The sequence below is a fragment of the Synechococcus sp. RS9909 genome (genome assembly GCF_014279595.1).
Taxonomy (GTDB): Bacteria; Cyanobacteriota; Cyanobacteriia; order PCC-6307; family Cyanobiaceae; genus Synechococcus_C.
The window spans coordinates 398,305-419,681 of sequence record NZ_CP047943.1 but is presented as its reverse complement, the minus strand read 5'-3'; the positions used below and the strand labels follow the sequence as shown (position 1 = coordinate 419,681).

The 21,377-nt window shown below is 65.4% G+C and carries 18 protein-coding genes and 1 tRNA gene; 8 read left to right on the top strand and 11 right to left on the bottom strand.

The annotated features are described in order from the left end of the window. Window positions 1-8 precede the first annotated feature (8 nt). Window positions 9-209 (bottom strand): photosystem II reaction center phosphoprotein PsbH, encoded by a 201-nt coding sequence (gene psbH, locus SynRS9909_RS01955; RefSeq protein WP_007100744.1) that lies wholly within the window; start codon window positions 207-209, stop codon window positions 9-11. A gap of 84 nt (window positions 210-293) precedes the next feature. Here psbH and psbN point away from each other — a divergent pair, with 84 nt between their 5' ends. Next, window positions 294-434 (top strand): photosystem II reaction center protein PsbN, encoded by a 141-nt coding sequence (gene psbN / locus SynRS9909_RS01950; protein WP_007100745.1) that lies wholly within the window; start codon window positions 294-296, stop codon window positions 432-434. Here the strand turns inward: psbN and SynRS9909_RS01945 are convergent. Next, window positions 422-3,430 carry an alpha-mannosidase gene (locus tag SynRS9909_RS01945; protein WP_050752449.1) on the bottom strand — a complete coding sequence of 1,003 codons (3,009 nt, stop codon included), beginning with the start codon at window positions 3,428-3,430 and terminating at the stop codon, window positions 422-424. The genes psbN and SynRS9909_RS01945 overlap by 13 nt on opposite strands. A 37-nt stretch (window positions 3,431-3,467) precedes the next feature. On the opposite strand from SynRS9909_RS01945, the gene SynRS9909_RS01940 reads away from it, so the two are divergent. Continuing rightward, complete coding sequence (locus SynRS9909_RS01940; RefSeq protein ID WP_006042333.1) at window positions 3,468-3,587, top strand: photosystem II reaction center protein I; 120 nt, start codon at window positions 3,468-3,470, stop codon at window positions 3,585-3,587. A 324-nt stretch (window positions 3,588-3,911) separates the two neighbouring features. Continuing rightward, complete coding sequence (locus SynRS9909_RS01935; protein ID WP_240307721.1) at window positions 3,912-6,908, top strand: DUF3769 domain-containing protein; 2,997 nt, start codon at window positions 3,912-3,914, stop codon at window positions 6,906-6,908. 16 nt (window positions 6,909-6,924) lie between these two features. On the opposite strand, the gene SynRS9909_RS01930 is transcribed toward SynRS9909_RS01935, so the two are convergent. The 8 genes from SynRS9909_RS01930 to SynRS9909_RS01895 all read right to left on the bottom strand — a co-directional run bounded on the left by SynRS9909_RS01930 (window position 6,925) and on the right by SynRS9909_RS01895 (window position 16,321). Next, window positions 6,925-7,404, bottom strand: coding sequence for a pentapeptide repeat-containing protein (locus SynRS9909_RS01930; RefSeq protein WP_007100748.1), 480 nt, complete (start codon window positions 7,402-7,404; stop codon window positions 6,925-6,927). Window positions 7,405-7,426: 22 nt separating this feature from the next. Then, complete coding sequence (locus tag SynRS9909_RS01925) at window positions 7,427-8,074, bottom strand: 3-isopropylmalate dehydratase small subunit 2 (RefSeq protein ID WP_007100749.1); 648 nt, start codon at window positions 8,072-8,074, stop codon at window positions 7,427-7,429. A gap of 55 nt (window positions 8,075-8,129) precedes the next feature. Beyond that, window positions 8,130-9,551, bottom strand: a complete 1,422-nt coding sequence (gene leuC / locus SynRS9909_RS01920; protein WP_007100750.1) for a 3-isopropylmalate dehydratase large subunit — start codon at window positions 9,549-9,551, stop codon at window positions 8,130-8,132. A gap of 26 nt (window positions 9,552-9,577) precedes the next feature. Continuing rightward, window positions 9,578-12,274 carry an HAD-IC family P-type ATPase gene (locus SynRS9909_RS01915; RefSeq protein WP_007100751.1) on the bottom strand — a complete coding sequence of 899 codons (2,697 nt, stop codon included), beginning with the start codon at window positions 12,272-12,274 and terminating at the stop codon, window positions 9,578-9,580. Beyond that, complete coding sequence (locus SynRS9909_RS01910; RefSeq protein ID WP_007100752.1) at window positions 12,274-13,551, bottom strand: competence/damage-inducible protein A; 1,278 nt, start codon at window positions 13,549-13,551, stop codon at window positions 12,274-12,276. The genes SynRS9909_RS01915 and SynRS9909_RS01910 overlap by 1 nt, the downstream gene beginning before the upstream one ends. An 8-nt stretch (window positions 13,552-13,559) precedes the next feature. Continuing rightward, entirely contained in the window at window positions 13,560-14,732 is a 1,173-nt protein-coding gene (locus SynRS9909_RS01905) for an MraY family glycosyltransferase (protein ID WP_083774511.1), read from the bottom strand. An 89-nt stretch (window positions 14,733-14,821) separates the two neighbouring features. Continuing rightward, on the bottom strand, window positions 14,822-16,114 hold the full coding sequence (gene glyA / locus SynRS9909_RS01900) for a serine hydroxymethyltransferase (protein ID WP_007100754.1): 1,293 nt from the start codon (window positions 16,112-16,114) through the stop codon (window positions 14,822-14,824). A 133-nt stretch (window positions 16,115-16,247) separates the two neighbouring features. Further along, a tRNA-Arg gene (locus SynRS9909_RS01895) sits at window positions 16,248-16,321 on the bottom strand. Window positions 16,322-16,430: 109 nt separating this feature from the next. Here SynRS9909_RS01895 and SynRS9909_RS01890 point away from each other — a divergent pair. Genes SynRS9909_RS01890 through SynRS9909_RS01880 form a run of 3 tightly spaced genes read left to right on the top strand, consistent with a single transcriptional unit; the run spans window position 16,431 to window position 17,282 of the window. Then, the gene (locus SynRS9909_RS01890; protein WP_038001653.1) at window positions 16,431-16,703 is read left to right on the top strand and encodes a hypothetical protein; all 273 of its coding nucleotides are present in this window, start codon (window positions 16,431-16,433) and stop codon (window positions 16,701-16,703) included. After that, window positions 16,703-16,993: a DUF3181 family protein gene (locus SynRS9909_RS01885; protein ID WP_007100756.1), complete on the top strand. Its 291-nt coding sequence runs from the start codon at window positions 16,703-16,705 to the stop codon at window positions 16,991-16,993. Before SynRS9909_RS01890 ends, SynRS9909_RS01885 begins: the two co-directional genes overlap by 1 nt. A gap of 25 nt (window positions 16,994-17,018) precedes the next feature. After that, complete coding sequence (locus SynRS9909_RS01880; RefSeq protein ID WP_007100757.1) at window positions 17,019-17,282, top strand: hypothetical protein; 264 nt, start codon at window positions 17,019-17,021, stop codon at window positions 17,280-17,282. Here SynRS9909_RS01880 and murJ read toward each other — a convergent pair. Then, window positions 17,269-18,876 (bottom strand): murein biosynthesis integral membrane protein MurJ, encoded by a 1,608-nt coding sequence (murJ, locus tag SynRS9909_RS01875; RefSeq protein ID WP_038000882.1) that lies wholly within the window; start codon window positions 18,874-18,876, stop codon window positions 17,269-17,271. The two genes, SynRS9909_RS01880 and murJ, sit on opposite strands and share 14 nt — an antisense overlap. 113 nt (window positions 18,877-18,989) lie before the next feature. Between murJ and sfsA the strand changes: the two genes are divergently transcribed. Beyond that, a complete protein-coding gene (gene sfsA, locus SynRS9909_RS01870; RefSeq protein WP_007100759.1) occupies window positions 18,990-19,754 on the top strand; it encodes a DNA/RNA nuclease SfsA in 765 nt (254 codons plus the stop codon). Between the two features lie 94 nt (window positions 19,755-19,848). Further along, on the top strand, window positions 19,849-21,315 hold the full coding sequence (locus tag SynRS9909_RS01865; RefSeq protein WP_038001656.1) for an ammonium transporter: 1,467 nt from the start codon (window positions 19,849-19,851) through the stop codon (window positions 21,313-21,315). Window positions 21,316-21,377: the final 62 nt, after the last annotated feature.

Sequence of the window (21,377 nt, the reverse complement as noted above, 5' to 3'; positions counted from 1 at the left end):
GCCTTACCTCAACCGAAACCGTTCCAGTTGACGTTGATGCCCTCGAGGATCAGCGACTTGTTGTAGAGCTGCAGGATCACCAGCAAAAACACCAGGAACAGGGCCATGAACACGCCCATCACAGGCGTGGTTCCCCAGCCGGGCACCACCTTGCCGTACTCGGAATTGAGGGGACGGAGGAGATCTCCCAGACGAGTGCGTTGCGCCATGACGGGCTTGGGGCTCGGGTGAGGTTCAGTCTGGATACTGTAGGGGCCATGGCCCGGAACGGGTCGAACCTGTCGAGAGATGTGATGGAAACCTCCTCCCCAGCGCTCACGGTGGCGATCGCCGTGCTCGCCGTTCTGCTCGGGCTCACCGGTTTCGGCATCTACACAGCCTTCGGCCCCCCCTCCAAACGACTGGATGATCCATTCGACGATCACGACGACTGAGGCGCAGGCGACAGTTCCAGGTCGGCCAGTTCACCGGGCCGAAGCACCAGCTCCCGGGTGAAGCCCCCCGCTCCAGTTCGCCGCATCTGCCAGGCCGCCCCGTCCACCAGGTTCCAGCGCACACGCTTCGCGCCCGGATTCAACACCTGCAGCAGCACAGCGCCAGAGGCCTGAGCACGACTGACCCGGATCGGCACCAGCGCATCAGGAAGGGCTGGCAGCAGTGAGCGCACGGCCGGCATCGCCCCCACCGGCCCCCACCAGCCAGGCTCCCGGAAGGCGACAGCCGCCTGGGGCACGGCGTCCTCCGCCCAGCCGGATGGCAGCGGCATCAGCGCCATCCGCAGGCGATGGCGGCCCCGATCGGCAGAGGGATCAGGCCAGGTGGGTCCGCGCAAGAGCGACACGCCGAGGCGATGCGGCTGCACATCCACGCCCTGCGGACCATCCAGCAGCACCGCAAGACCACCCGCCGGCGCAGCCGCCTGACTCGCAAACCAGGAGATCACCGGCACCTCCCAGCGCGCCTGCTCCCGAGCGGTGATGGCCAGGGCCGGCCGCTCCAGCACTCCGCCGCTGGTGTCGGCGGACCAGCGCACGGCTGCCGTCTTCAACGGCACCTCCAGCCGCAGCAGCTCATGGGTCTGACGCCACTCGATGCTGCAGATGAGCTCCAACCAGGGATGGTCGGCACGCAGCTGGAGATCCATCCGGATCAGGCTGGCACCAACCCGGCAGCGCCAGACCAGCCGCGCCAGCAGCGGGCCGGCTTCCACCAGGTCAGGCGGCGCCTCCGGCTCACCGATGGGGAGGGGCTTGTCGCGGTAGTCCGCCGCCAGATCCCAGGCATCCCAGAACTCGCCATGGTCAACGAACCGTTGCAATGCCAGGGGGGCCGCCAACTGGGCGACGCCCTGGCGATCCCACACCTGCTGTAGACCTGACGCATCGATGGATGCCGACAGCCAGCCATTGCTGAGATGCCATCCCCCACCGGGCTGCCGCTCGGCCCGCACGGGGCAACGCACCGGCGCGGCCACCCCCTGGGAGCCACGCGTGAGGGGCACGGCCGCCACACCCTGCTGGGGAGGCAACTGCACCCAGGCACCCCCGCCGGGGGCCTCCTGAACGGGCAAGGCCTGCCCAACGCTGGACCAGCGACCGCGGGGGAGGCGCACGAGCGGACTCCATCGCGCCAGGGGCTGGAGCCCCACCCAGGCCCAGCTGTGATCCGCTTCAGGGCTGCCCAGCAGCTGCTGCAGCTGCCCATTGCGACGTCGCGCCGCCTGGCGACGGGAGCGGCGCCAGATCGACTCAGCCTGCTCAAACACCTCCGGGATCGAGGTGCCGGGGAGGATGTCGTGGAATTGCTGAAACAGCAACGGCCGCCAGTCGGTCGCTTCGATCTCGGCACCTTGAACAGCGCCTTGAACAGCGCCCTTCTCAGCCGATGCGAGCAGGGCCGCCGTCAGATCCGCCTCCCGCAGCAACCGCTCCAGGCTGCGGTTGTGCCGCTTCTGATCCGGGCGGCTGGTGGCGCAGCCGCGATGCAACTCCAGATACAGCTCGTCGCGCCACACCGGCAGATGGTCGGCATACGCCTCCAGGGCCTGGAGATACCCGCGCACGGTTCCCGGCTGCCGCGTCGACACCTGGGGGTGATCCTTCCAAAGCTGAAGATGCTCGAGCATTTCGGCGGTGGGGCCACCGCCGTGATCGCCCACACCCGGAATCCAGAGCGCCCGTTCGATGGCGGTGGCCTGGTCAAAGGCGCGCTGCTCGGTCTGGATCGCCTGGGGATCGGCATCGGTGCCGATCGGCGGCAGCATCAAGGCCAGAAGCTCGCCGCCACCGCGACTGCGCCAGCGAAACAGGCGGTGGGGGAACGGCTGAGCGCTATTCCAGGCCAATTTATGGGTGCAGAACCAGCGCACCCCCTCCGCCGCCGCCACCGCCGGCAGACCAGCGCCGAAACCGAAACTGTCGGGCAGCCAGGCCAGATCGTGGCGCCACTCCGGGAACGTGCTGCGGCTGTAGGCCTGACCGAGGGCGAACTGCTGTCGCAAGGACGCCGTGCTCACCAAAACGCAGTCGCTTTCCACCCAGGGGCCGTTGATCGGCTCCCAGCGACCGGCCTGACTCGCGGCCCGAATCCTGGCGAAGAGAGCCGGGCGGAACCGTTCCATCCACGCATACAGAGCCGGCGTGGAGTGGGCGAAATGGAGCTCCGGAAAGCGATCCATCAGATCCAGCGCGGAGCGGAAGGTCCGTTCCGCCGCCTCCCAGGTGTCGGCCACCGGCCAGAGCCAGGCGAGATCGAGATGGGCATGCCCCACCCAGTGCACCGCACCCGTGGCCGGCGCCAGGGTCTCCAGGGTGGTCGCCACCGCCGTGCCGGCCTCGGCCGTCAAGGGATCCAGCGCCAACACGGCATCGGGCAGCACAGCCTGCGAGAGGGCCAGAGCCTCAGGAAGCAACAGCTGGGCAGGATCCCGTCCGGCCTCGCGCGGTTCCCGCACAATCGCGCTGCTGATCAGGGCGCCGTCGTCATGACAGGGGCTGCGCAGCTCCAGCTCGAATCGGAGTGGAGCGCCGTCGAGCCAGCGCTGCGGCAGGGGCCAGCGACAGCGTGTGTCGAAGAGATCGCCCGCGTGCACAAGCTGACCATCCACCCAGAGGCGCACAGCATCCGCCCACCAGCTCAGCACCAGACGGGCCTGCGCGGGCTGGCCACGCCAGGCCGCAGGACAGGTGACCTCCAGCTGCAGCCGACACCAACGCCCCCCCCGAGGCCAGGCCAGCAAGCCCCGCGCATGCCAGTCCGGCCGATGCTCCCTGCACCACGGATCTGCCAGGGCCGGCCCTGAATCAGGCCGATCCGACCGGAGCCAACGCTCGAGCAGCTCATGGCGAGACCGACGTCGAAACGTTTCAATCCACGCCAATCGCCGCGCCTGGAGCGGGGTCTGCATCGTGTTTCCCAATCCTTGCCCCATAGGATGATGGCGCTGTCCCAGACGCCGGTCGGTCTCCATGCTCGCCCTCAAGATCTCCGTTTACTCGGTCGTCTTCTTTTTCCTCGGGATCTTCGTGTTCGGCTTCCTGGCAAGCGATCCCAGCCGCACCCCCAGCCGCAAAGACCTCGAAGACTGACCCTCCCGTCGCGTCAGGGCTGAATGAACGTGGCAGGATCACCGGCCACAGCAGTTCTTTCGCTTGCCGGCCAGCACCGCCACTTCAGGCTCGACGCGATGGTGGCTGAGTCGAGGCCTTGCACTGATTGCTTTGGGTGCTGTGTTGATCTTTGGACCTCGGCCGCTCCAAGCCCAGGCCCTCGATGAAGTCAACGAGTGGAGCGACGATTCAGCCGACGGCCTTGAGAGTGATCCAGGCTCAGACGAACCTCAACCAAGCCTGAACGAGGTCCTTGCCGAGGTCACAGCAGATGCCCCGACTCAGCCATCGCCGAGCGATCAGGTGGCTGCCCCGCAGAAAAGGCCGCCTCTGAACATCAAGCTGCAAGCGGATCGTCAGAGCTTCGACGCCCGGCGTAATCTTTTCATTGCCGAGGGCAACGTACGCGCCGTTCTGAACGGCGGTGTGCTGCAAGCTGACCGCGTCGAATTCGACAGCTCGTTCAACACGCTCTTTGCGCGCGGCAGCGTGCGTTTCCGACGGGGAGCGCAGTATTTTCAAGCCAGCACCCTTCATTTCAGCCTGATCCAGAACGAAGGCGAACTCAACGACGTTTACGGAATTCTTGATCTCGACAGTGCTGCGCTGGATTTCAACCCCACCAGTGGCAATGCCTCATCCGGGCCCACCACGCCAAGCCCCCCCCCTCTGCTGCCGATCGTCGAATCCAGCAGCCTCGGTTTCCCGACGGCCTTGGAGCTGGAGCTGGAAGCGAACAGCCCGGAACGGCTCAATCCCCAGGATGATGGGGGCACGTTCTGGGATCTGGAACTGCCACCCGCACCAGAGTGGCTGAAGCCCGATTCCGCCGCTTCCAAGCAGCCTGAGCTGGGGATGGCCTGTCCGCCGATGCTGCCACCGGTTCCTGCCTGGCAACCCCACCCCTGGGCCGTGACCGCGTGGGGCGGTCAGATGATCGACTCCAACTTTGGCGATACCTTTTTATTCAACGGCCGCATGCGACCGGAATACCTGCTCGGCGTCAGCATGCAGAAACGGATCTGGCGCGCCGGCCCCTTCTCTCTTGAGCTGGAAGCAGACCTCTTTGGCCATCACGCCTACGAGCAGGCGGGCGGGCCTTACAACCAAACGACTCCCAATGCCAACACCCCCTCGCAAAGCTTTGCTGAGGGGATCATCGGCCTGGGAGCCCGGCTCTGGATCCAACCCTGGCTGAGCTTTGGGTTTGTGGAGGGAATCAGCTACAACTCGGCCGTCAGCAATTACGAACGCACCTACAGGGAAAACTACGCCCAACTGCTGAACTATCTCGCCTTTGAACTGGAAGCTGCCGTCGCGGATGACGTGTCTTTGGTTGGCAGAATCCACCACCGCTCCGGCGCATTCGGCACCTACAGCGGCGTACGTGAAGGCAGCAACGCCTACCTGATTGGCCTGCGTTACCGCTGGGGCCAGGATCCAGCAGCCCCAGAGCCAACCGAAGTCCCGCCACCACTTGGTTGCCCGGATCCGGATCGAGCCAGCCGCATCGAGCCACAGACGCTCAACGAACAGCTGAATGACATCACCCTCGGCGCGCAGACCCCACCATCGACTGGAGTCGAGGCAGCAGGTTCGCAAGCTGCTACACCCTTGGCGCTTACCAACGAATCACGCTTGTCGCTGCGTGACCAGGAAGCACTTCGGGACAAGGCCATCGCAGCCATTGATCAACGCATCACCAGCATCCAGTTCCAGCAATCCCTCACCATCGACCGACGCATCGGTGTCCCGAGCTCCCTGCGCAACGACGATGTCGAAGAGCAGAACACCTATGGAGCCATTCAGCCGTCACAACTGGATCAGCTGGGACGCACGCAGTTGATCACTGGCGCCATCAGCCGCTGGCGCATCCAGGCGGCGCGCGTGAGCATCACCCCCGACGGTTGGCGGGCTGATCGCATGGGCTTCACCAATGACCCCTTCACACCGGCCCAGACACGGATCGATGCCGACAACGTGGTGGCCACCGAGCAAGCCAATGGCGACATCCTGATCAAGAGCGGGCGCAACCGTCTGATCGTGGAAGAGCGACTGCCGATCCCTGTGAGTCGCACCCAACGCATTCAGAAGCAGGAGGAAGTGGAGAACCGCTGGGTGTTCGGCATCGACAACGAGGACCGCAACGGCTTCTTCATCGGCCGCAACCTCAAACCGATTGAGCTCACAACTGATTACACCTTGAGTCTTCAGCCACAGTTCCTACTGCAACGTGCGATCAACGGTGAAACCAATAGCTACGTGGCTCCCGGCTCATCCATCGACAGTGGCACAGTGACGCAGCCCACAACGATCGGCGATCTCTTCGGCCTAGAGGCAGAACTCAACGGCCAGGTCTGGGGATGGAAGACCAATTTCAATGCTGACATCAGCACCTTCAGCGCCGAAAACATTGCCAATGGCAGTCGTTACTGGGGGGATGTGCGGAATCGCTTCACGCTGCCCTGGCTGGGCCAAATCAGCACGCGCTTTTTCGGTGCTTACCGCTACCGAACCTGGAATGGCTCACTCGGAGAAACCGATGTGTATTCGGCCTATGGCGCCTTCGCCGAACAGAAAGGCAATTTCAACATCGGCAAACTGGGCAACTCCTACCTCTGGCGGGTCGGTGTCGGCAACTATCAGGCCGAAAGCTTTACGAGCACCAATCTCGCCGACCTTTGGCGGGCCAATCTCTTCGGCTCCATCAACAGCAGCTATCCGCTCTGGCGGGGCCAACCGGCACCTCTCACCCCAGAGCGGGCCTATCGCTACTCGCCAGTGGCCATTGTTCCCGGCCTGAGCCTCAACACCAATGTCAATACGCTGCTCGCTGCCTATGGCGATGGCAATCAACAAAACACCCTCAGCCTCTCGGGTGGACCCACATTGACCCTGGGCACCTTCAGCAAACCATTCCTCGACTACACCCAGCTCTCGGTCACCGGTGGCGGAACGCTTAAACAAGGCTCCAGCCCCTTCGATTTCGACCAGGCGGTGGATCTCGGCACCCTGGGTGTCGGCCTCACCCAGCAGATCGCCGGGCCGCTGCTGATCAGCGCCGGCGTGGCTCTCAACGTGGATCCGGCTTCCGAGTTCTACGGCGATGTGATCAACTCCAACATCGAAGTGCGCTGGCAGCGCCGCAGTTACGACTTCGGCTTCTACTACAACCCTTACGAAGGCATCGGCGGCTTCCGCTTCCGGCTCAACGACTTCAACTTCACGGGCACCGGCGTGCCGTTCATTCCCTACACCCCTCGCAATCTGCCGAACGAACTGGAAAACCGGCCGTTCTGACCACGCCTCTGACGGATCATTCCTCCGGGCCGCCGCCGTAGATCAGATGGCTGCCGGTGAGATCGGAACCGGCAAACTGCATCCCCTCGGTGCGCACCCCCGGGGCATAGGCGTTGATCACCACCGCCTCCCGCAGGTCGGCACGGCGAAGATCCGTTCCCGCCAACTCGGCATTGGTGAGCGTTGCGCCCTGCAAGCCAGCCCCATCGAGGCGCGCACCACTGAGGTCGGCCCCCTCGAGATTGGCTTCATCCAGGCGGGCACCGCGCAGATCGGCGTCCCGCAGATCGGCACCGATCAGATGGGCGCCGACCAGATCCACGCCGCGCAGGTCACAGCCTGCGCAAGCCCCCGTGCTCAGCAACTGCTGGCGAGGGTCCTGAAACGGCTCCACCCGGAGCGGCACCATCTCGGCCGCCGTCAGGGGGGAGGCCATGGCCAGGAGCAGGGCGAGGCAACCGGTCAGCGGCGTCAGTCGAGCTGGGAAGCGATCCATGGCCTAGGAGCCTCTCTCTCCTTCATAGACACTCCAGCAAGTGTCCGCAGCCCTCAAACCGGTTCAGGTAAGGAAGCGTCGCCATGGTGGCCCTGAGCTCTGCATCGCGGGCCACCAGCTGAGATGTCGCATCCCAGCGGCCAGTGAGCAGCATCTCCCGGGCCCCGGGATCCAGGCTGATCGACCAGCTGCCGGCCTGGGGCTCACTGCAGGTGTTGGCCTCCAGATCGAGCGTCCAGCGGCGGCCGGGATCGGACTCCACAGCAGCCTGAAGCGCCAGCACCTGCTGCGGCGTGGCTGTGGCACAGGGAATCCCGAGCGCCAGGCAATTGCCATGGAAGATCTCCGCGAAACTGACGCCGATCAGGGCACGGATCCCCCAACGCATCAACGCCTGGGGGGCGTGCTCACGACTGGAACCGCAGCCGAAGTTGCCGTTCACCACAAGGATCGAGGCACCGGCATGGGCGGGCTGATCGAAGGGGTGAGAACCGCCCAGCTCGCTGCGATCGTCGGCAAACACCTGATCGCCGAGCGCCTCAAAGCTGACGCACTTGAGAAAACGGGCGGGGATGATCCGATCGGTATCGATGTCATCACCCCGCAACGTGAAGGCAGAACCGCTGATCTGGCGGATTTCACCCTGGGGGAAGCTGCCGGGAGTGGTCATGAACGGCGTGAGGAGGAGAGTGCAGGAAACAACAACAGTGAGATGGCGGGGTGCCTCAAGCCGTGACCGGCAGAGCCGCGAGGTGGCGCACATCCGTCACCTGTCCGGTGACGGCGGCGGCCGCCACCATCGCCGGGCTCATCAGCAGCGTGCGACCACTGGCCGACCCCTGCCGGCCCTTGAAATTGCGGTTGCTGGAGCTGGCACTGATCTGCCTGCCCTCCAGGCGATCCGGATTCATGGCCAGACACATCGAACAGCCGGGCTCACGCCATTCGAAACCCGCCGCACGGAACACCGCATCGAGGCCCTCGGCTTCGGCGGCCCGGGCCACCTGCTCGGAACCGGGCACCACAAACGCCCGGATCCCAGGGGAGACCTGGCGCCCCCGCGCCACCGCCGCCGCCGCCTGCAGATCACTCAAGCGGCCGTTGGTGCAGCTGCCGATGAAACACACATCCACCGACACCCCGGCGATCGGCTGTCCGGGGGTGAGATCCATGTAGCGATAGGCCTCCTCGGCGATCGGACGCTCGGAGGGTTCGAGCTGCTCCGGGGTCGGCACCGCTTCATCGACGGCGATGCCCTGCCCAGGCGTGATCCCCCAGGTCACGGTGGGGGCAATCGCTGCAGCATCGAAACGCACCTCGTCATCGAAGCTGGCATCAGAATCGGACGCCAGCGACCGCCACCAGGCCACAGCCCTGTCCCAGGCCTCGCCACTGGGCGCGCCCGGGCGTCCTGCGAGGTAATCGATGGTCACCTGGTCGGGATTGACATAACCGCAGCGAGCACCACCTTCGATCGCCATGTTGCAGAGGGTCATGCGCTCCTCCATCGAGAGGGCTTCAATCGCCGGTCCGGCGAATTCATAGGCATGACCCACCCCCGCCTTGACCCCCAGCGTGCGGATCACGTGCAGGATCAGGTCTTTGGCGAAGACCCCCGATCCGAGCTGATTGTCGACCCAGATCCTGCGCACCTTGAGCTTGTTCATCGCCAGGCTCTGGCTGGCCAGCACATCGCGCACCTGGCTGGTGCCGATTCCGAAGGCGATCGCTCCGAAGGCGCCGTGGGTGGAGGTGTGGGAATCACCGCAGGCCACCGTCATCCCCGGTTGGGTGAGACCGAGCTCCGGCGCGATCACATGCACGATGCCCTGACGGCCACTGCCCAGGCCGTGCAGGGTGATGCCATGGCGGGCGCAGTTGCGCTCCAGCGTGCTGAGCATCTCCTCCGCCAGGGGATCGGCGAAGGGTCGGGCCTGGCTGGTGGTGGGCACAATGTGATCGACGGTGGCCACCGTCCGCTCAGCACAGCGCACGCTCAGGCCCTTGTCTTCAAGGGCGGCGAAAGCCTGCGGACTGGTGACCTCATGAATGAGGTGAAGGCCGATGAAGAGCTGGGTCGATCCCCCCGGCAGCTCGGCCACACGATGAAGATCCCAGACCTTGTCGTAAAGCGTGCCGCTGCTCATACCGGCCAGTTGAGAAGCCTTTCACCCTAGGTGGTGACGTTGGTGCGATCGATCGGATCAAGCCAGCGCGTGAGGGCGGAGAGGGGAAGCATGAGCAGCATCGGCACCATGCACACCCCCCACTGGTTCAGGTTGAGAGGCACCGTGCCGAAGAAGGCGTTCAGCCAATGGCTTTGGCTGTAGAGCACCTGCAGGCAAAGCGCCAGGGCCAGGCCGATCAGCAACACCGAAGCCTGGCGCAGGCGCCGCCAGGTGGGGCCACCAGGCCAGGGGCCATGGCTGATGCGACTGATGCCGATCAGATACACCACCTGAGACAACACCAGGCCCTGCACCGCCATCGTGCGGGCCAACGCCAGATCGTCGCTGCGCTCGATCACCAGGGAAAACAGACCGAACAGCAACAGCCAGTTGAAGATCGATACCAGAAGCACCCGCAGCAGCAACGGCCTGGTCAGCAAGGGCTGATGCACGGGGCGAGGCGGGCGGGCCATCAACCCCGGAGCAGGGGGCTCAAAGGCAAGCGGCACCGACATGGTGAGCGAACTCACCATGTTGAGCCAAAGCACCTGAAGAGCCGTGACCGGCAACTCCAGCCCCAATAGGGCGCCGAGCAGGATTGTCATCGACGCCCCACCGTTGACGGGCAGCAGAAACGCCAGCGTGCGACGCAGGTTGACGTACACCGCCCGCCCTTCCTCCACGGCTGCTTCGATCGTGGCGAAGTTGTCATCGGTGAGAAGCATGGCTGCCGATTCGCGCGCCACCTCCGTGCCGCCGCGTCCCATGGCGATGCCGATGTCGGCCTGACGCAGAGCCGGCGCATCGTTCACGCCATCCCCCGTCATCGCCACCACCTCACCCCGGCTCTGCAGGGCCTGCACCAGGGCGAGCTTCTGGGCTGGAGCCACCCGCGCAAACAGATCGCAACCGCTCACCGCCTCAGCGAGCCCCGCCGCATCCAGAGCCTCCAGCTGCCGTCCCTCCAGGACGGTGTCGGCCCTGAGGCCCAACCTCTCGGCGATCGCCCGGGCCGTGCCGGCGTGGTCACCGGTGATCATCACCACGCGAATACCGGCACGGCGGCAGACCCTCACGGCGCGGATCGCCTCAGTCCGAGGTGGATCCATCAAGCCCTGAAGCCCGAGAAAGTCGAGGCCGCTTTCCACATGCTCGAGCTCGAGGCGCTCCTGATCGGGCTCGGGCACGCCGATCGCAAACGCCAGCACCCGCAGCCCCCGGGAGGCCATCGCCGCCACGGCGCCCTCAACGGCCTGCCGATCCAGGGGCTCGGCGGCACCATCGGCCGCGCGTTGACGACTGCAGCGGGGCAGCAGTGCCTCCACCGAACCCTTCAGAAGAATGCGACGGCTGCCGTGCAGGGTGGCCATGAATTGCAGCTCAGAGGAAAAGGGAATGCCATCGAGCCGGGGGTGATGGTGCCGCACCTGGTGCTGATCGAATCCGGCGCGATCCGCCGCCAGCAACAGAGCCGTTTCCGTGGGATCACCGATCGCCTGCGGACTCGCCTGCGCCGCCTCGCCGTCCTCGCGCACCAGGCTGGCGTCATTGCAGAGCAGACCGGCCAGCAGGGTGTCGCGCAGGGCCTGATTCCGACGGAGCGCATCGTCGCCATCGCCGGCCCAGAGGGACGCGAGCGCACGGCTCTCGCCACCGGCATGGATCTCCTGCACGGTCATCCGGTTCTCCGTGAGGGTGCCGGTTTTGTCGGAACAGATCACAGTGGTGCTGCCGAGGGCTTCCACCGCCGGCAAGCGCCGGATGATCGCGTTGCGCGCGGCCATGCGATGGACGCCGATCGCCAGGATGATCGTGACGATCGCTGGCAGTTCCTCCGGAATCGCACCCACCGCCAGGGCGACGGCCCCATCGAACATCTCCAGCGGTTCGCGCCCCCGCCAGACCCCGATCACGAAGGTCACGAGCGCCAGGACGACGATGAGTTGGAGCAGACGGCGTCCGAAACGCTGAATCTGTCGGGTGAGCGGCGTGCTCAGGCTCGGCTGATCCTGCAGAGAGGTGGAGATTTTCCCCACCTCGGTGGCATCCCCGATCGCCGTGACGACCGCAACCCCCTGGCCGGCCACCACAAAAGTGCCGGCATGCAGCATCGAGGCCCGTTCTGGCAAGGGGGTGTCGGCCGGGAGCGGCGCCGGATCCCGGCTCACCGGCAGTGATTCACCGGTCAACACCGATTCATCCACCCGCAGATCCCGCCCCCGCACCAGGCGCAGATCCGCCGGCACCTTGTCGCCGGCCGCCAGGCAGACGAGGTCACCACGCACCAGCTGGTCGGAGGCCAGCCGCTGATGCTGGCCCTCCCGCACCACCTCCACCTCCGTGCGCACCGCACTGGCCAGGGCTGCAATCGCCGTTTCGGCGCGGCTCTCCTGCACAAAGCCGATCACCCCATTGATCAGGGTGACGCTCCAGACCGCCAGGGCTTCCCGGGGCGCCCCGCTGAGCAGCTTGACGGCGCCCACCGCCAGCAGGGTGTAGAGAAGCGGATCATGAAATTGCTGCAGAAAACGCAGCGCCAACGGCCGCCGCCGCCGTTCAGACAGCCGATTCCAGCCCTCCTGCTGCTGACGCAGCGCCACAGCAGATGCCGCCATGCCCTGGTCGCCATCGCTCCCGAGGCTCTGCAGCAGCTCGGCCAAGGAGCTGGCATGGGGAGGGCGACGGGCGACAGGTGAACGCATCAGCCAGGGGGGGCATCGAGCAGGCGCAGGCGCAGGCGATTGAGCGCTTCACCCACGCTGAGGCGCCGCACCCAACTGCGGCCGTGGCTGGAGCCGAAACGCTCCGCTCCACTGCGGCATCCGTCCGGACCCGCCACAGCCAGGTGCACCAGACCCACCGGCTTCGTCGTCGAGCCACCGCCTGGGCCGGCGATCCCGGTGATCGCCACACCCCAGTCGGCGCCGGTGCAACGGCGCACGCCCTCCGCCATCGCCTCAGCCACCGGATCACTCACGGCGCCATGGCAGGCGAGCAGCTCAGCCGGCACTCCGAGGAGGTGCTGCTTCACAGCATCGGCATAGGCGACAACACCGCCCAGAAGCACAGCCGAAGCCCCCGGCACCTCCGTCAGGGCAGCGCCGAGCCCTCCTCCGGTGCAGGATTCGGCCACGGCCAGGGTCTCGCCCCGGTGCTGCAGGAGCGCGAGCACAACAGACGCCAGCGTCTCCCCATCCCGCCCGAAGCACAGACGACCACTGCGCTGCCGCAGCTCCTGCTCAAGGGGGTCCAACAGCCGTTGGGCCTCCGGCTCCGACGGCGCCTGGGCTGTCAGCCGCAACATCACCTCGCCACCACCGGAGTAAGGAGCCACGGTGGGATTGGTGCCAGCGAGAAGATCCTCGACCTGCTCGGCCAGCCTGGATTCACCGATGCCCCAGAAATGCAGCTGACGACTGGCGATCACCCCCTGCGTCAGCGCCGCGGCACGCAACCAGGGAACCGCGGATTCCGTCCACATCGCCCGCATTTCGCTGGGCACTCCGGGAAAGGTGAGGATCGTGAAGCCCTCTCTAGGCGTCCAGATCATTCCGGGGGCGGTGCCGGTGGGATTGGGAAGCACAGCCGCGCCTTTGGGCAGCAGGGCCTGATTGCGCAGGCTGGGGGAGGGCACCTTGCCGCGCGCGGCCAGCTTCGCCTCAATGTCGGCCCAGACCTCCGGTCGCTCCTCCAGTGGCACCGCAAAGGCAGCGGCCAGAGCCTCAGCGGTGAGGTCATCCGGAGTCGGACCGAGCCCGCCTGTGGTGATCAGCACCCGGGAACGCTCCGCCGCCTCCCGCGCAAAAGCGATCAGACGCTCGCGGTTGTCACCAAGCACCGACTGACGGAAATGGGGCATGCCGAGTGACGCCAACTGCTCCGCAATCCAACGGGCATTGCCATTGAGGATGTTGCCGAGCAGCAACTCCGTGCCCACGCAGAGCAGCTCAACCCCCCTGGAGCTGGACCTGGCCGCCATTGCCGCTCCTACTCGTGGGACTGGGGAGCCGCGCACCCGCCGGGATGCGCCACCGGTTCAGAGGCGGAATGGTGGGACGGATATGCGGCCAGCTGCTGTCGCTCCGCCACTTCCTCCTGCTGCCGACGACGCAGCACCACCACCGTTCCCACCAGGATCGCCGTGGCCAGGGCGAGCCAGAGAAACCGCATCTCCACATTGGCCACCACCATGGCCAGAGCCGCCAGCCATTGGGTGAACACATAGATCAACAGCACCGTGCGGCGATGACTGAAGCCAGCCCGCAGCAGGCGATGGTGCAGGTGGCGTCGGTCTGGATAGAAGGGTGAACGCCCCTCCCGAAGCCGGCCCATGATCACGGCACTCATGTCGGCGAGGGGCAAGGACAGAATCAGCAGAGGCAGCAACAGGCTGACGGTGGTGAGCCCCTTGGCGGGCCCCACAATGCTGATCGAGGCCAAAGTGAATCCTAGAAAATAGGAACCGCCATCCCCCATGAAGATCCGGGCCGGATTGAAGTTGTGGCGCAGAAAACCCAAACAACACCCGGCCAAAGCGGCAGCAAGAAATCCGGCCGCCACCTGGTGCAGGGAAAAACTCACCGACACCAGACCAACGGCCGCGATCCCAGCCACACCGGCGGCCAGACCGTCGAGCCCATCAAGCCAGTTGATTGCATTGGTGATGCCCACAAGCCAGATCACCGTGGCCATGAGACTGAGCGGCTCCGGCAGCACCAACGGACTGCCGGCCTCCATCAACCACGGGAAATCAATCGCCCCGATACGGACACCCTGCGACCAGACCACAACCGCCACCGCCACCTGCCCTGCGAGCCGAGGCCAGGGCGAGAGGGCAAAGAGGTCATCGGCCAATCCGATGATGAAAAAGCAGAGCGATCCGGCGAGGGTGGTCCAGATCAACTGATCCCGAGCGGGCGCCAACAATCCGAACCCCCCCAGGAGCCAGGTGACGGCGAGGGCAAGGCTGAAACCGATCACCATGGCCACTCCCCCCAGGCGCACCATCGGCGTGGAGTGCTGTTTGCGCGGATCTGGCTGATCGGTGAACCCGTAGCGCAGCCCCAGGGAGCGCACCCTCGGCACGATCACGGTGGTGATCCCCGCAGCCAAAGCGAAGCTCGCCACGGCCACGGCCAGAGGGCTGCTCGCGAGGATCACAGAAAACTCCGTGGAGGGGACCACCCCGAGGGGTCAGTACTCAAAATCCTAGGCAGCCCTGATGCGACGCACCAAGACGCATTGGACAGTCAGGCAAGCGCCGGTTCCACGGGGGAAGAGTCGTAGAGGGGGAAGCGCTGGCAGAGATCACGCACGCGTTCGAGGCAACGGGCCTGCATGGCGTCGTCTTCGGGATGGAGCAGACGATCGGCGATCACATCAGCCACGATCTGGAAGGCGCCCTGATCGAAACCACGGGTGGTGAGAGCCGCCGTGCCAAGACGCAGACCACTGGTCACGAACGGCGACTCCGGGTCGAAGGGAACCGTGTTCTTGTTGGCCGTGATGTGCACATCACTCACCAAGAGGTCGGCGACCTTGCCGGTCATGCCGATGCTGCGCAGATCGAGCAGCACCACATGGTTGTCGGTGCCACCACTCACCACGGCGATCCCCCGCTCCTGCAGCCGGGACGCCAGAGCCTGGGCGTTCGCCACCACCTGCTGGGCATAGGTCTTGAAGCTGGGCTGCAACGCTTCTCCGAAGGCCACGGCTTTGGCGGCGATCACATGCTCGAGGGGGCCGCCCTGCGTGCCGGGGAACACCGCCTTGTCGAACTGGCGGGCGAAGTCGGCATCGCGGCAGAGAATCAGACCCCCGCGCGGTCCGCGCAGCGTCTTGTGGGTGGTGGTGGTCACCACATCACAGACCGGCACAGGGCTGGGATGCACACCAGCCGCCACAAGACCGGCGATGTGGGCCATGTCGGCCATCAGATAGGCACCCACCTCATCAGCGATGGCGCGGAAAGCCTGGAAATCGATGGTGCGCGGATAAGCGGAATAACCGCACACGATCAGCTTCGGCCGATGCTGCAGCGCCAGCTGGCGGATCGCCTCCATGTCGAGGCGCTGGGTGTCGCGATCAACCCCGTACTGCACCACGTTGAACCATTTGCCGCTGACATTCACCGGCGATCCATGGGTGAGGTGGCCGCCATGGCTGAGGTCGAGGCCCATGATCGTGTCACCGGGCTTGAGCAGGGCCAGGAACACGGCGAAGTTGGCCTGGGCGCCGCTGTGGGGCTGCACATTGGCCCAGGCGGCACCGAAGAGCTCTTTGGCGCGAGTGATCGCCAGCTCTTCGATCGCATCCACGTGCTCACAACCGCCGTAGTAGCGCTTGTGGGGGAGGCCCTCCGCATATTTGTTGGTGAGCACTGATCCCTGGGCTTCCATCACAGCCCTGGAGGCGAAATTCTCCGAGGCGATCAGCTCCAGATGGGTCTCCTGACGCTCCCGCTCCTTGCCGATCAGACCGGAGATGGCGGGGTCGGCATCCACCAGGGCGGCATTGATCGCAGAGGAAAGGCGCTGAGACATCGACACGAACCGGCGGCATCCCGATCGTAGGCAACAGAACCACCCCAGACCGCGGCAGCGGCGCCACACACCGCGATCCAGTGCTGCGTGGATGCCTAGCCAAAAAAAAAACTGCCCGTGGGCAGTTAAAAAACGCGCCTGGAGAGATTCGAACTCCCGACCCTCTGATCCGTAGTCAGATGCTCTAATCCGCTGAGCTACAAGCGCTTGCGCCAATCCATCTGAGCTTATTGAGGTGCCCTTCGTCAACCAGGACACAGGGATGCGGCCAAGCCTGCCCGGGGGCGAGAATTCAGAAAGCAGCCCACGGGTGTCCATGCCCATTCGCTGGTACGGCCCCGCCAACCCGGCGGATCCGACCTACCGACACTTCAGTCGTGTGGTGAATCTGACCCTGCATGGGATGGCATTTGCTGCCATCAACAGCGGTCTCTGGTTCGTGCAGGGCCTACGTCACCCCTGGCCGCATCTGGCTCTTGTCACCGAGATCTGGCTGGCGCTGCTGATTGCGCACCTTCTCGTGGTGCTGCGGCTTCGCCCCGCAGCCGACGCGGCTGCCAGTGTCTCCTCCTCCGCCCCGAACGACTGATGAGCCTCGATGCCGCCGATCTGCGCGAGCTGACCAGCAGCCTCAGCGATCGGCTGTATCTACAAATCGCCAACTGGCATCTCTATCTGGGTGACGCCGGTTTGGCGGAAGCCCTGGCGATTGAATGCAGTGCCCGCCTCGACCAGGGAGCGGCCGTTGCCGCCCGCCAGGCCCTCGAGGCGGTGCAGGTTCCCCTGGCCGGTGGAAGCACGCGGCTGCCCCTGGCACGACTGATTCCGGCTGTGCAGCTTCGTGATCTCGAGGAGATCCTCGAGGAGCACTGCCGATAAGGTTGCACGCACCTCCGGAGTTCCTGTGCTGATCATCGAGGTCACCAACGCACGCGAGGTGGTGCGGCAGCGGATCGGGCGTCTTGGCGGGCGGCTGATCGGCAAGGTGGTGGATGCGGAGGCGCAGGTGGAGAAAGCCCTGATCCAGGAGCTGGAAACCGCCTTTCGCGACTTCGGCATCGAGGCCCGGATTCTTTCGGTTCAAGGGCCTCAGGTGGTGGGCCGTCAGCAGCTCGAGCTGCCGATTCATGTGCGCGAAGAACGCAACGTGCGACTCAACGAGAGCTGAACCGACGCCGAATCCCCCGCACCAGAGCCTCCAATTCAGGAACGCCACTGCGCCGACCCACCAGCACGAACACCAGCAGCCCCACGGAGGCCGAGACGCCCACCTGCAGGATCCGACCCGGCACATCAGCAGCCCAGGCCAAGCCGAGGCTCACCGCCCAGGCCGCCACACCGGCGAGCACCGCCGCGAAGCCCAGGGCCAGGGCGTCCCGGCCCCAGGCGAACAGAGGCAGACCAGCCAGGCGCCGCTGCAGCACGAGCAACAGGGCGGTGCAGGTGATCAGGTTGATCGCCGCGGTGGCAAGCACCAGGCCTGGCGCGCCGAAGCTGAAGGGAAGCTGGGGCCCCCAGGGGCTCGGGCCGCCCACCAGCACCCAGTCGAAGAGCACATTCAGCCCGATCCCCGCCAGGGAGAGCCGAAACGGCGTCGTGCCATCCCCGAGGGCATAGAACACCCGCACCAACACATCCCGGCCCAGATAGGCCGGCATGCCGACGCCATAGGCCATCAGCAGACCGGTCACCAGCTGCACAGCCTGCTGATCAAAGGCCCCCCGTTCGTAGACGAGCGCCACGATCGGGCCACCAAGGGCGACGAAGAGGGCCCCCAGGGGCAGCATCGATGCGGTCGAGAGCATCAACCCCTGGCGAATCCGATCCACCAGAGCCGGCCGATCCTGCGGTGCCGTCAGGCGGGAAAAGGTGGGCAGCAGGGGCACCAACAGGGCATTGGAGATCAGGCCCAGAGGGGTCTGCACGAGCAGATTGGCGTAGCCCAGGCCTGCAGCAGCCCCCACCAGGGCGGAAGCGAAGAACAGATCGGTGAACACATTGATCTGCAACATCCCTGAGGAGAGGGTGGCCGGTCCCATCACACGCCACACCTCCTGAACACCCGGGTGGCGCCAATCCCAGACGAAACGCAGCCGTGCCAGACCCTGACGGGCGAGGGCCGGCAGCTGGAGGAGCCACTGCAGCAGGGCCCCCACCAGAGTGGCGAGCGCCAGCACGACCCCGCCCTGGATCGCGAAGGCCGGTGTGGCGATCGCATCACCGAGCTGCCACCACAACACACCGACCCCAAGGATCAGAGCCAGGCTCGACATCAGCGGAGAGATCGCCGGGATCCAGAACTCATCGGCGGCATTGAGGGAACCGAAACCGAGACCGATCAATCCAGCCAGCAACGCCATCGGCGCCATCACCTGGAGCTGCAGCACGGCGTTGTGGTGCAACTCAGCACTCAGGCCCGGCCCCACCAGCGTGATCAGGGGGTCGGCTGCCAGCACCAGCAGCAGCGTGACCGCCAGCAACAGGGCACTCACCATCGTGTTGAGCGTGGCGAGGATGTGGGCTCCCTCCTGCCGCGGCCGGCGACTGAGCACACTCACCATGGCGCTGTGAAACGGGCCATTGATGCCGCCGAGCAGGATCAGCAGAAATCCCGGCAACACATAGGCGTAGTTGTAGGCGTCGTAGGCGGCTCCGACGCCGAAGGCGGCGGCGATCACCAGCTGCCGCACGAGGCCACCCAGCTTGCTGAGCATGGTGCCGTAGGTCACCACGAGGGCGATGCGTTTAAGGGATCTCGCCATCGACGGCCCGGCCGGCACTGCTGAACTGGGCGGCATTCTCGACCGCTTCAGCCCGCCAACCTCACGCCAGGGGCCACCATGACCACCATCTGTGTCCCTGGTGCTGCGCTGCCATGCCCGGCCATCCGCTTCTCGCCTTCGAACCCCTGCAGGAGGGCGTGCTGCTCAAGCGCTACAAACGCTTCCTGGCCGATGTTCGCCTCGATGACGGCCGTGAGGTGACCGCCCACTGCGCCAACACCGGACCGATGACCGGCGTGCTGCACTCCGGAGGCAGGGTCCGGCTGCGCCATGCCCCCTCTCCGACCCGCAAGCTCGCCTGGACCTGGGAGCAGGCGGAGGTGCCCGGGGCCGATGGCACCCCCTGCTGGGTGGGCATCAACACCGCCCTGCCGAATCGCCTGATCCGGGCCGCGATCGAAGCCGGCTGTCTGGAGGAGCAGCTGGGGCCGATCGCCACCATCCGGGGCGAAGTGCCCTACGGCAAAGACCGCCGCAGCCGCATCGATCTGCTGCTCTCACCGGCTGCGCAGGTAAGCGACCCCAGAGCGATCTATGTGGAAGTGAAGAACACCACCTGGAGCGAGGGCCATCTTGCTTTGTTCCCAGACACGGTCACCGAACGGGGGCAGAAGCACCTGGAGGAGCTGCGTGCCCTGCTGCCGGACGCCAGGGCCGTGCTGGTGCCCTGCCTGAGCCGACCGGATGTGACCGCCTTCGCTCCGGGCGACAGCGCCGATCCCCGCTACGGCGAGCTCTTCCGGGAGGCCCTGAGCGCCGGCGTTGAGGTACTGCCCTGCGCCTTCCGCTTCGAGGCCGATCACATCCTCTGGGATGGCCTCAGGCCGGTGCTGACCCACCAATCGGCGATTCGGTAACAATCGCCACCTGGGAATGGTTCACAAGCGAGCACTTTGTCAACGGATGCCGGACCTCAGCGTCCAGCCCGTTCTGCAGCCCTGCTCTCCTTTCATGACAACTGCTCTGCACTCGCCTGCAAGGCGGGGCAAGACACGCCTCCAGGACGCCAGTCTTCTGGATGGCCCCATGCTCCTCTTGCGCAGCATTCGCGGCTTCAAGTCGAATCGTTCCCTGATGTGGCTGGCCTGCGTGCCTGTCGCCCTCTTCGGTCTCGGTCTGTTCAACCTCTCGGCCCATGCCGCCGAGATGCCCGAGCTGAATGCCGCTTTCCTGGCCAACAACCTCTGGTTGCTGGTGGCCACGATCCTGGTGATCTTCATGAACGCCGGTTTCGCCATGGTCGAAGCCGGGATGTGCCGCCAGAAAAATGCGGTGAATATTCTCGCCAAGAACCTGTTTGTGTTCGCCCTGGCGGTGACCGCCTACTGGTTCATCGGTTACTCGCTGATGTATGGCGATCCGGTGGCCGCAGGCTGGCTCTACTTCAGCGGCCTGTTCTTTGACCCCACCGTCACACCGGAACTGATCGCTGAGGGTGGTTTGGTGCCCTCGGTTGACTTCCTCTTCCAGGCGGCGTTCGCAGGCACTGCGGCCACGATCGTGTCGGGCCTTGTCGCTGAGCGCGTCAAGTTCGGTGAATTCGTGATCTTCGCCCTGGTGCTCACGGCTGTGATCTATCCGATCTCCGGGTCGTGGCAGTGGAATGGTGGCTGGCTGAGTGAGCTGGGCTTCATCGACTTCGCTGGTTCCTCGATCGTGCACTCCGTGGGTGCTTGGGCCGGTTTGGTCGGCGCCATGCTGCTCGGACCTCGCATCGGCAAATTCGTCGATGGCAAGCCTCAGGCACTCCCCGGGCACAACATGGCCATCGCCACCCTCGGCGCTCTGATCCTGTGGATCGGCTGGTATGGCTTCAACCCTGGCTCCGAGCTGGCCATGGATCAATACGTGGCCTACGTGGCTGTGACCACCACCCTGGCCGCTGCGGGCGGCGCCATTGGGGCCACTGTGGTGTCCACCATGACCTCCGGCAAGCCTGACCTGACGATGATCATCAACGGCATTCTCGCTGGCCTGGTGAGCATCACAGCCGGTTGCGGCAACATGACCCTGGTGGGGTCCTGGGTGACCGGTGCGATCGGTGGCATCATCGTCGTGTTCGCCGTTGCGGCGATCGATGCAGCTCAGATCGATGATCCGGTGGGTGCCTTTTCCGTGCACGGCGTCTGCGGCATCTGGGGCACCCTCGTGATCGGCCTCTGGGGCGTGGACGGCATGGATACCGGTGCTGCTGGCATCGGCCTCTTCAACGGTGGTGGCATTTCCCAGCTGGGCGTTCAGGCTCTGGGCTGCGCGGCCTATGCGATCTGGACGCTGATCACCTGCTGGATCGCCTGGTCGATCATCGGTGGCATCTTCGGTGGCATCCGGGTCACCGAAAAAGAAGAGATCGAAGGTCTCGACATCGGGGAGCACGGCATGGAGGCCTATCCGGATTTCGCCTCAGCCAGCAACTGACGTCTTACTTCAGCATCCGCTGACCTTCTCGACCCGGCTCCCATGGGGCCGGGTTTTGTTCT

Coding starts and splice junctions, on each gene's coding strand:
- psbH (WP_007100744.1), bottom strand. CDS start 209: ATGGCGCAACGCACTCGTCTGGGAGATCTCCTCCGTCCCCTCAATTCC.
- psbN (WP_007100745.1), top strand. CDS start 294: ATGGAAACCTCCTCCCCAGCGCTCACGGTGGCGATCGCCGTGCTCGCC.
- SynRS9909_RS01945 (WP_050752449.1), bottom strand. CDS start 3,430: ATGGGGCAAGGATTGGGAAACACGATGCAGACCCCGCTCCAGGCGCGG.
- SynRS9909_RS01940 (WP_006042333.1), top strand. CDS start 3,468: ATGCTCGCCCTCAAGATCTCCGTTTACTCGGTCGTCTTCTTTTTCCTC.
- SynRS9909_RS01930 (WP_007100748.1), bottom strand. CDS start 7,404: ATGGATCGCTTCCCAGCTCGACTGACGCCGCTGACCGGTTGCCTCGCC.
- SynRS9909_RS01925 (WP_007100749.1), bottom strand. CDS start 8,074: ATGACCACTCCCGGCAGCTTCCCCCAGGGTGAAATCCGCCAGATCAGC.
- leuC (WP_007100750.1), bottom strand. CDS start 9,551: ATGAGCAGCGGCACGCTTTACGACAAGGTCTGGGATCTTCATCGTGTG.
- SynRS9909_RS01915 (WP_007100751.1), bottom strand. CDS start 12,274: ATGCGTTCACCTGTCGCCCGTCGCCCTCCCCATGCCAGCTCCTTGGCC.
- SynRS9909_RS01910 (WP_007100752.1), bottom strand. CDS start 13,551: ATGGCGGCCAGGTCCAGCTCCAGGGGGGTTGAGCTGCTCTGCGTGGGC.
- glyA (WP_007100754.1), bottom strand. CDS start 16,114: ATGTCTCAGCGCCTTTCCTCTGCGATCAATGCCGCCCTGGTGGATGCC.
- SynRS9909_RS01890 (WP_038001653.1), top strand. CDS start 16,431: ATGCCCATTCGCTGGTACGGCCCCGCCAACCCGGCGGATCCGACCTAC.
- SynRS9909_RS01885 (WP_007100756.1), top strand. CDS start 16,703: ATGAGCCTCGATGCCGCCGATCTGCGCGAGCTGACCAGCAGCCTCAGC.
- murJ (WP_038000882.1), bottom strand. CDS start 18,876: ATGGCGAGATCCCTTAAACGCATCGCCCTCGTGGTGACCTACGGCACC.
- sfsA (WP_007100759.1), top strand. CDS start 18,990: ATGCCCGGCCATCCGCTTCTCGCCTTCGAACCCCTGCAGGAGGGCGTG.
- SynRS9909_RS01865 (WP_038001656.1), top strand. CDS start 19,849: ATGACAACTGCTCTGCACTCGCCTGCAAGGCGGGGCAAGACACGCCTC.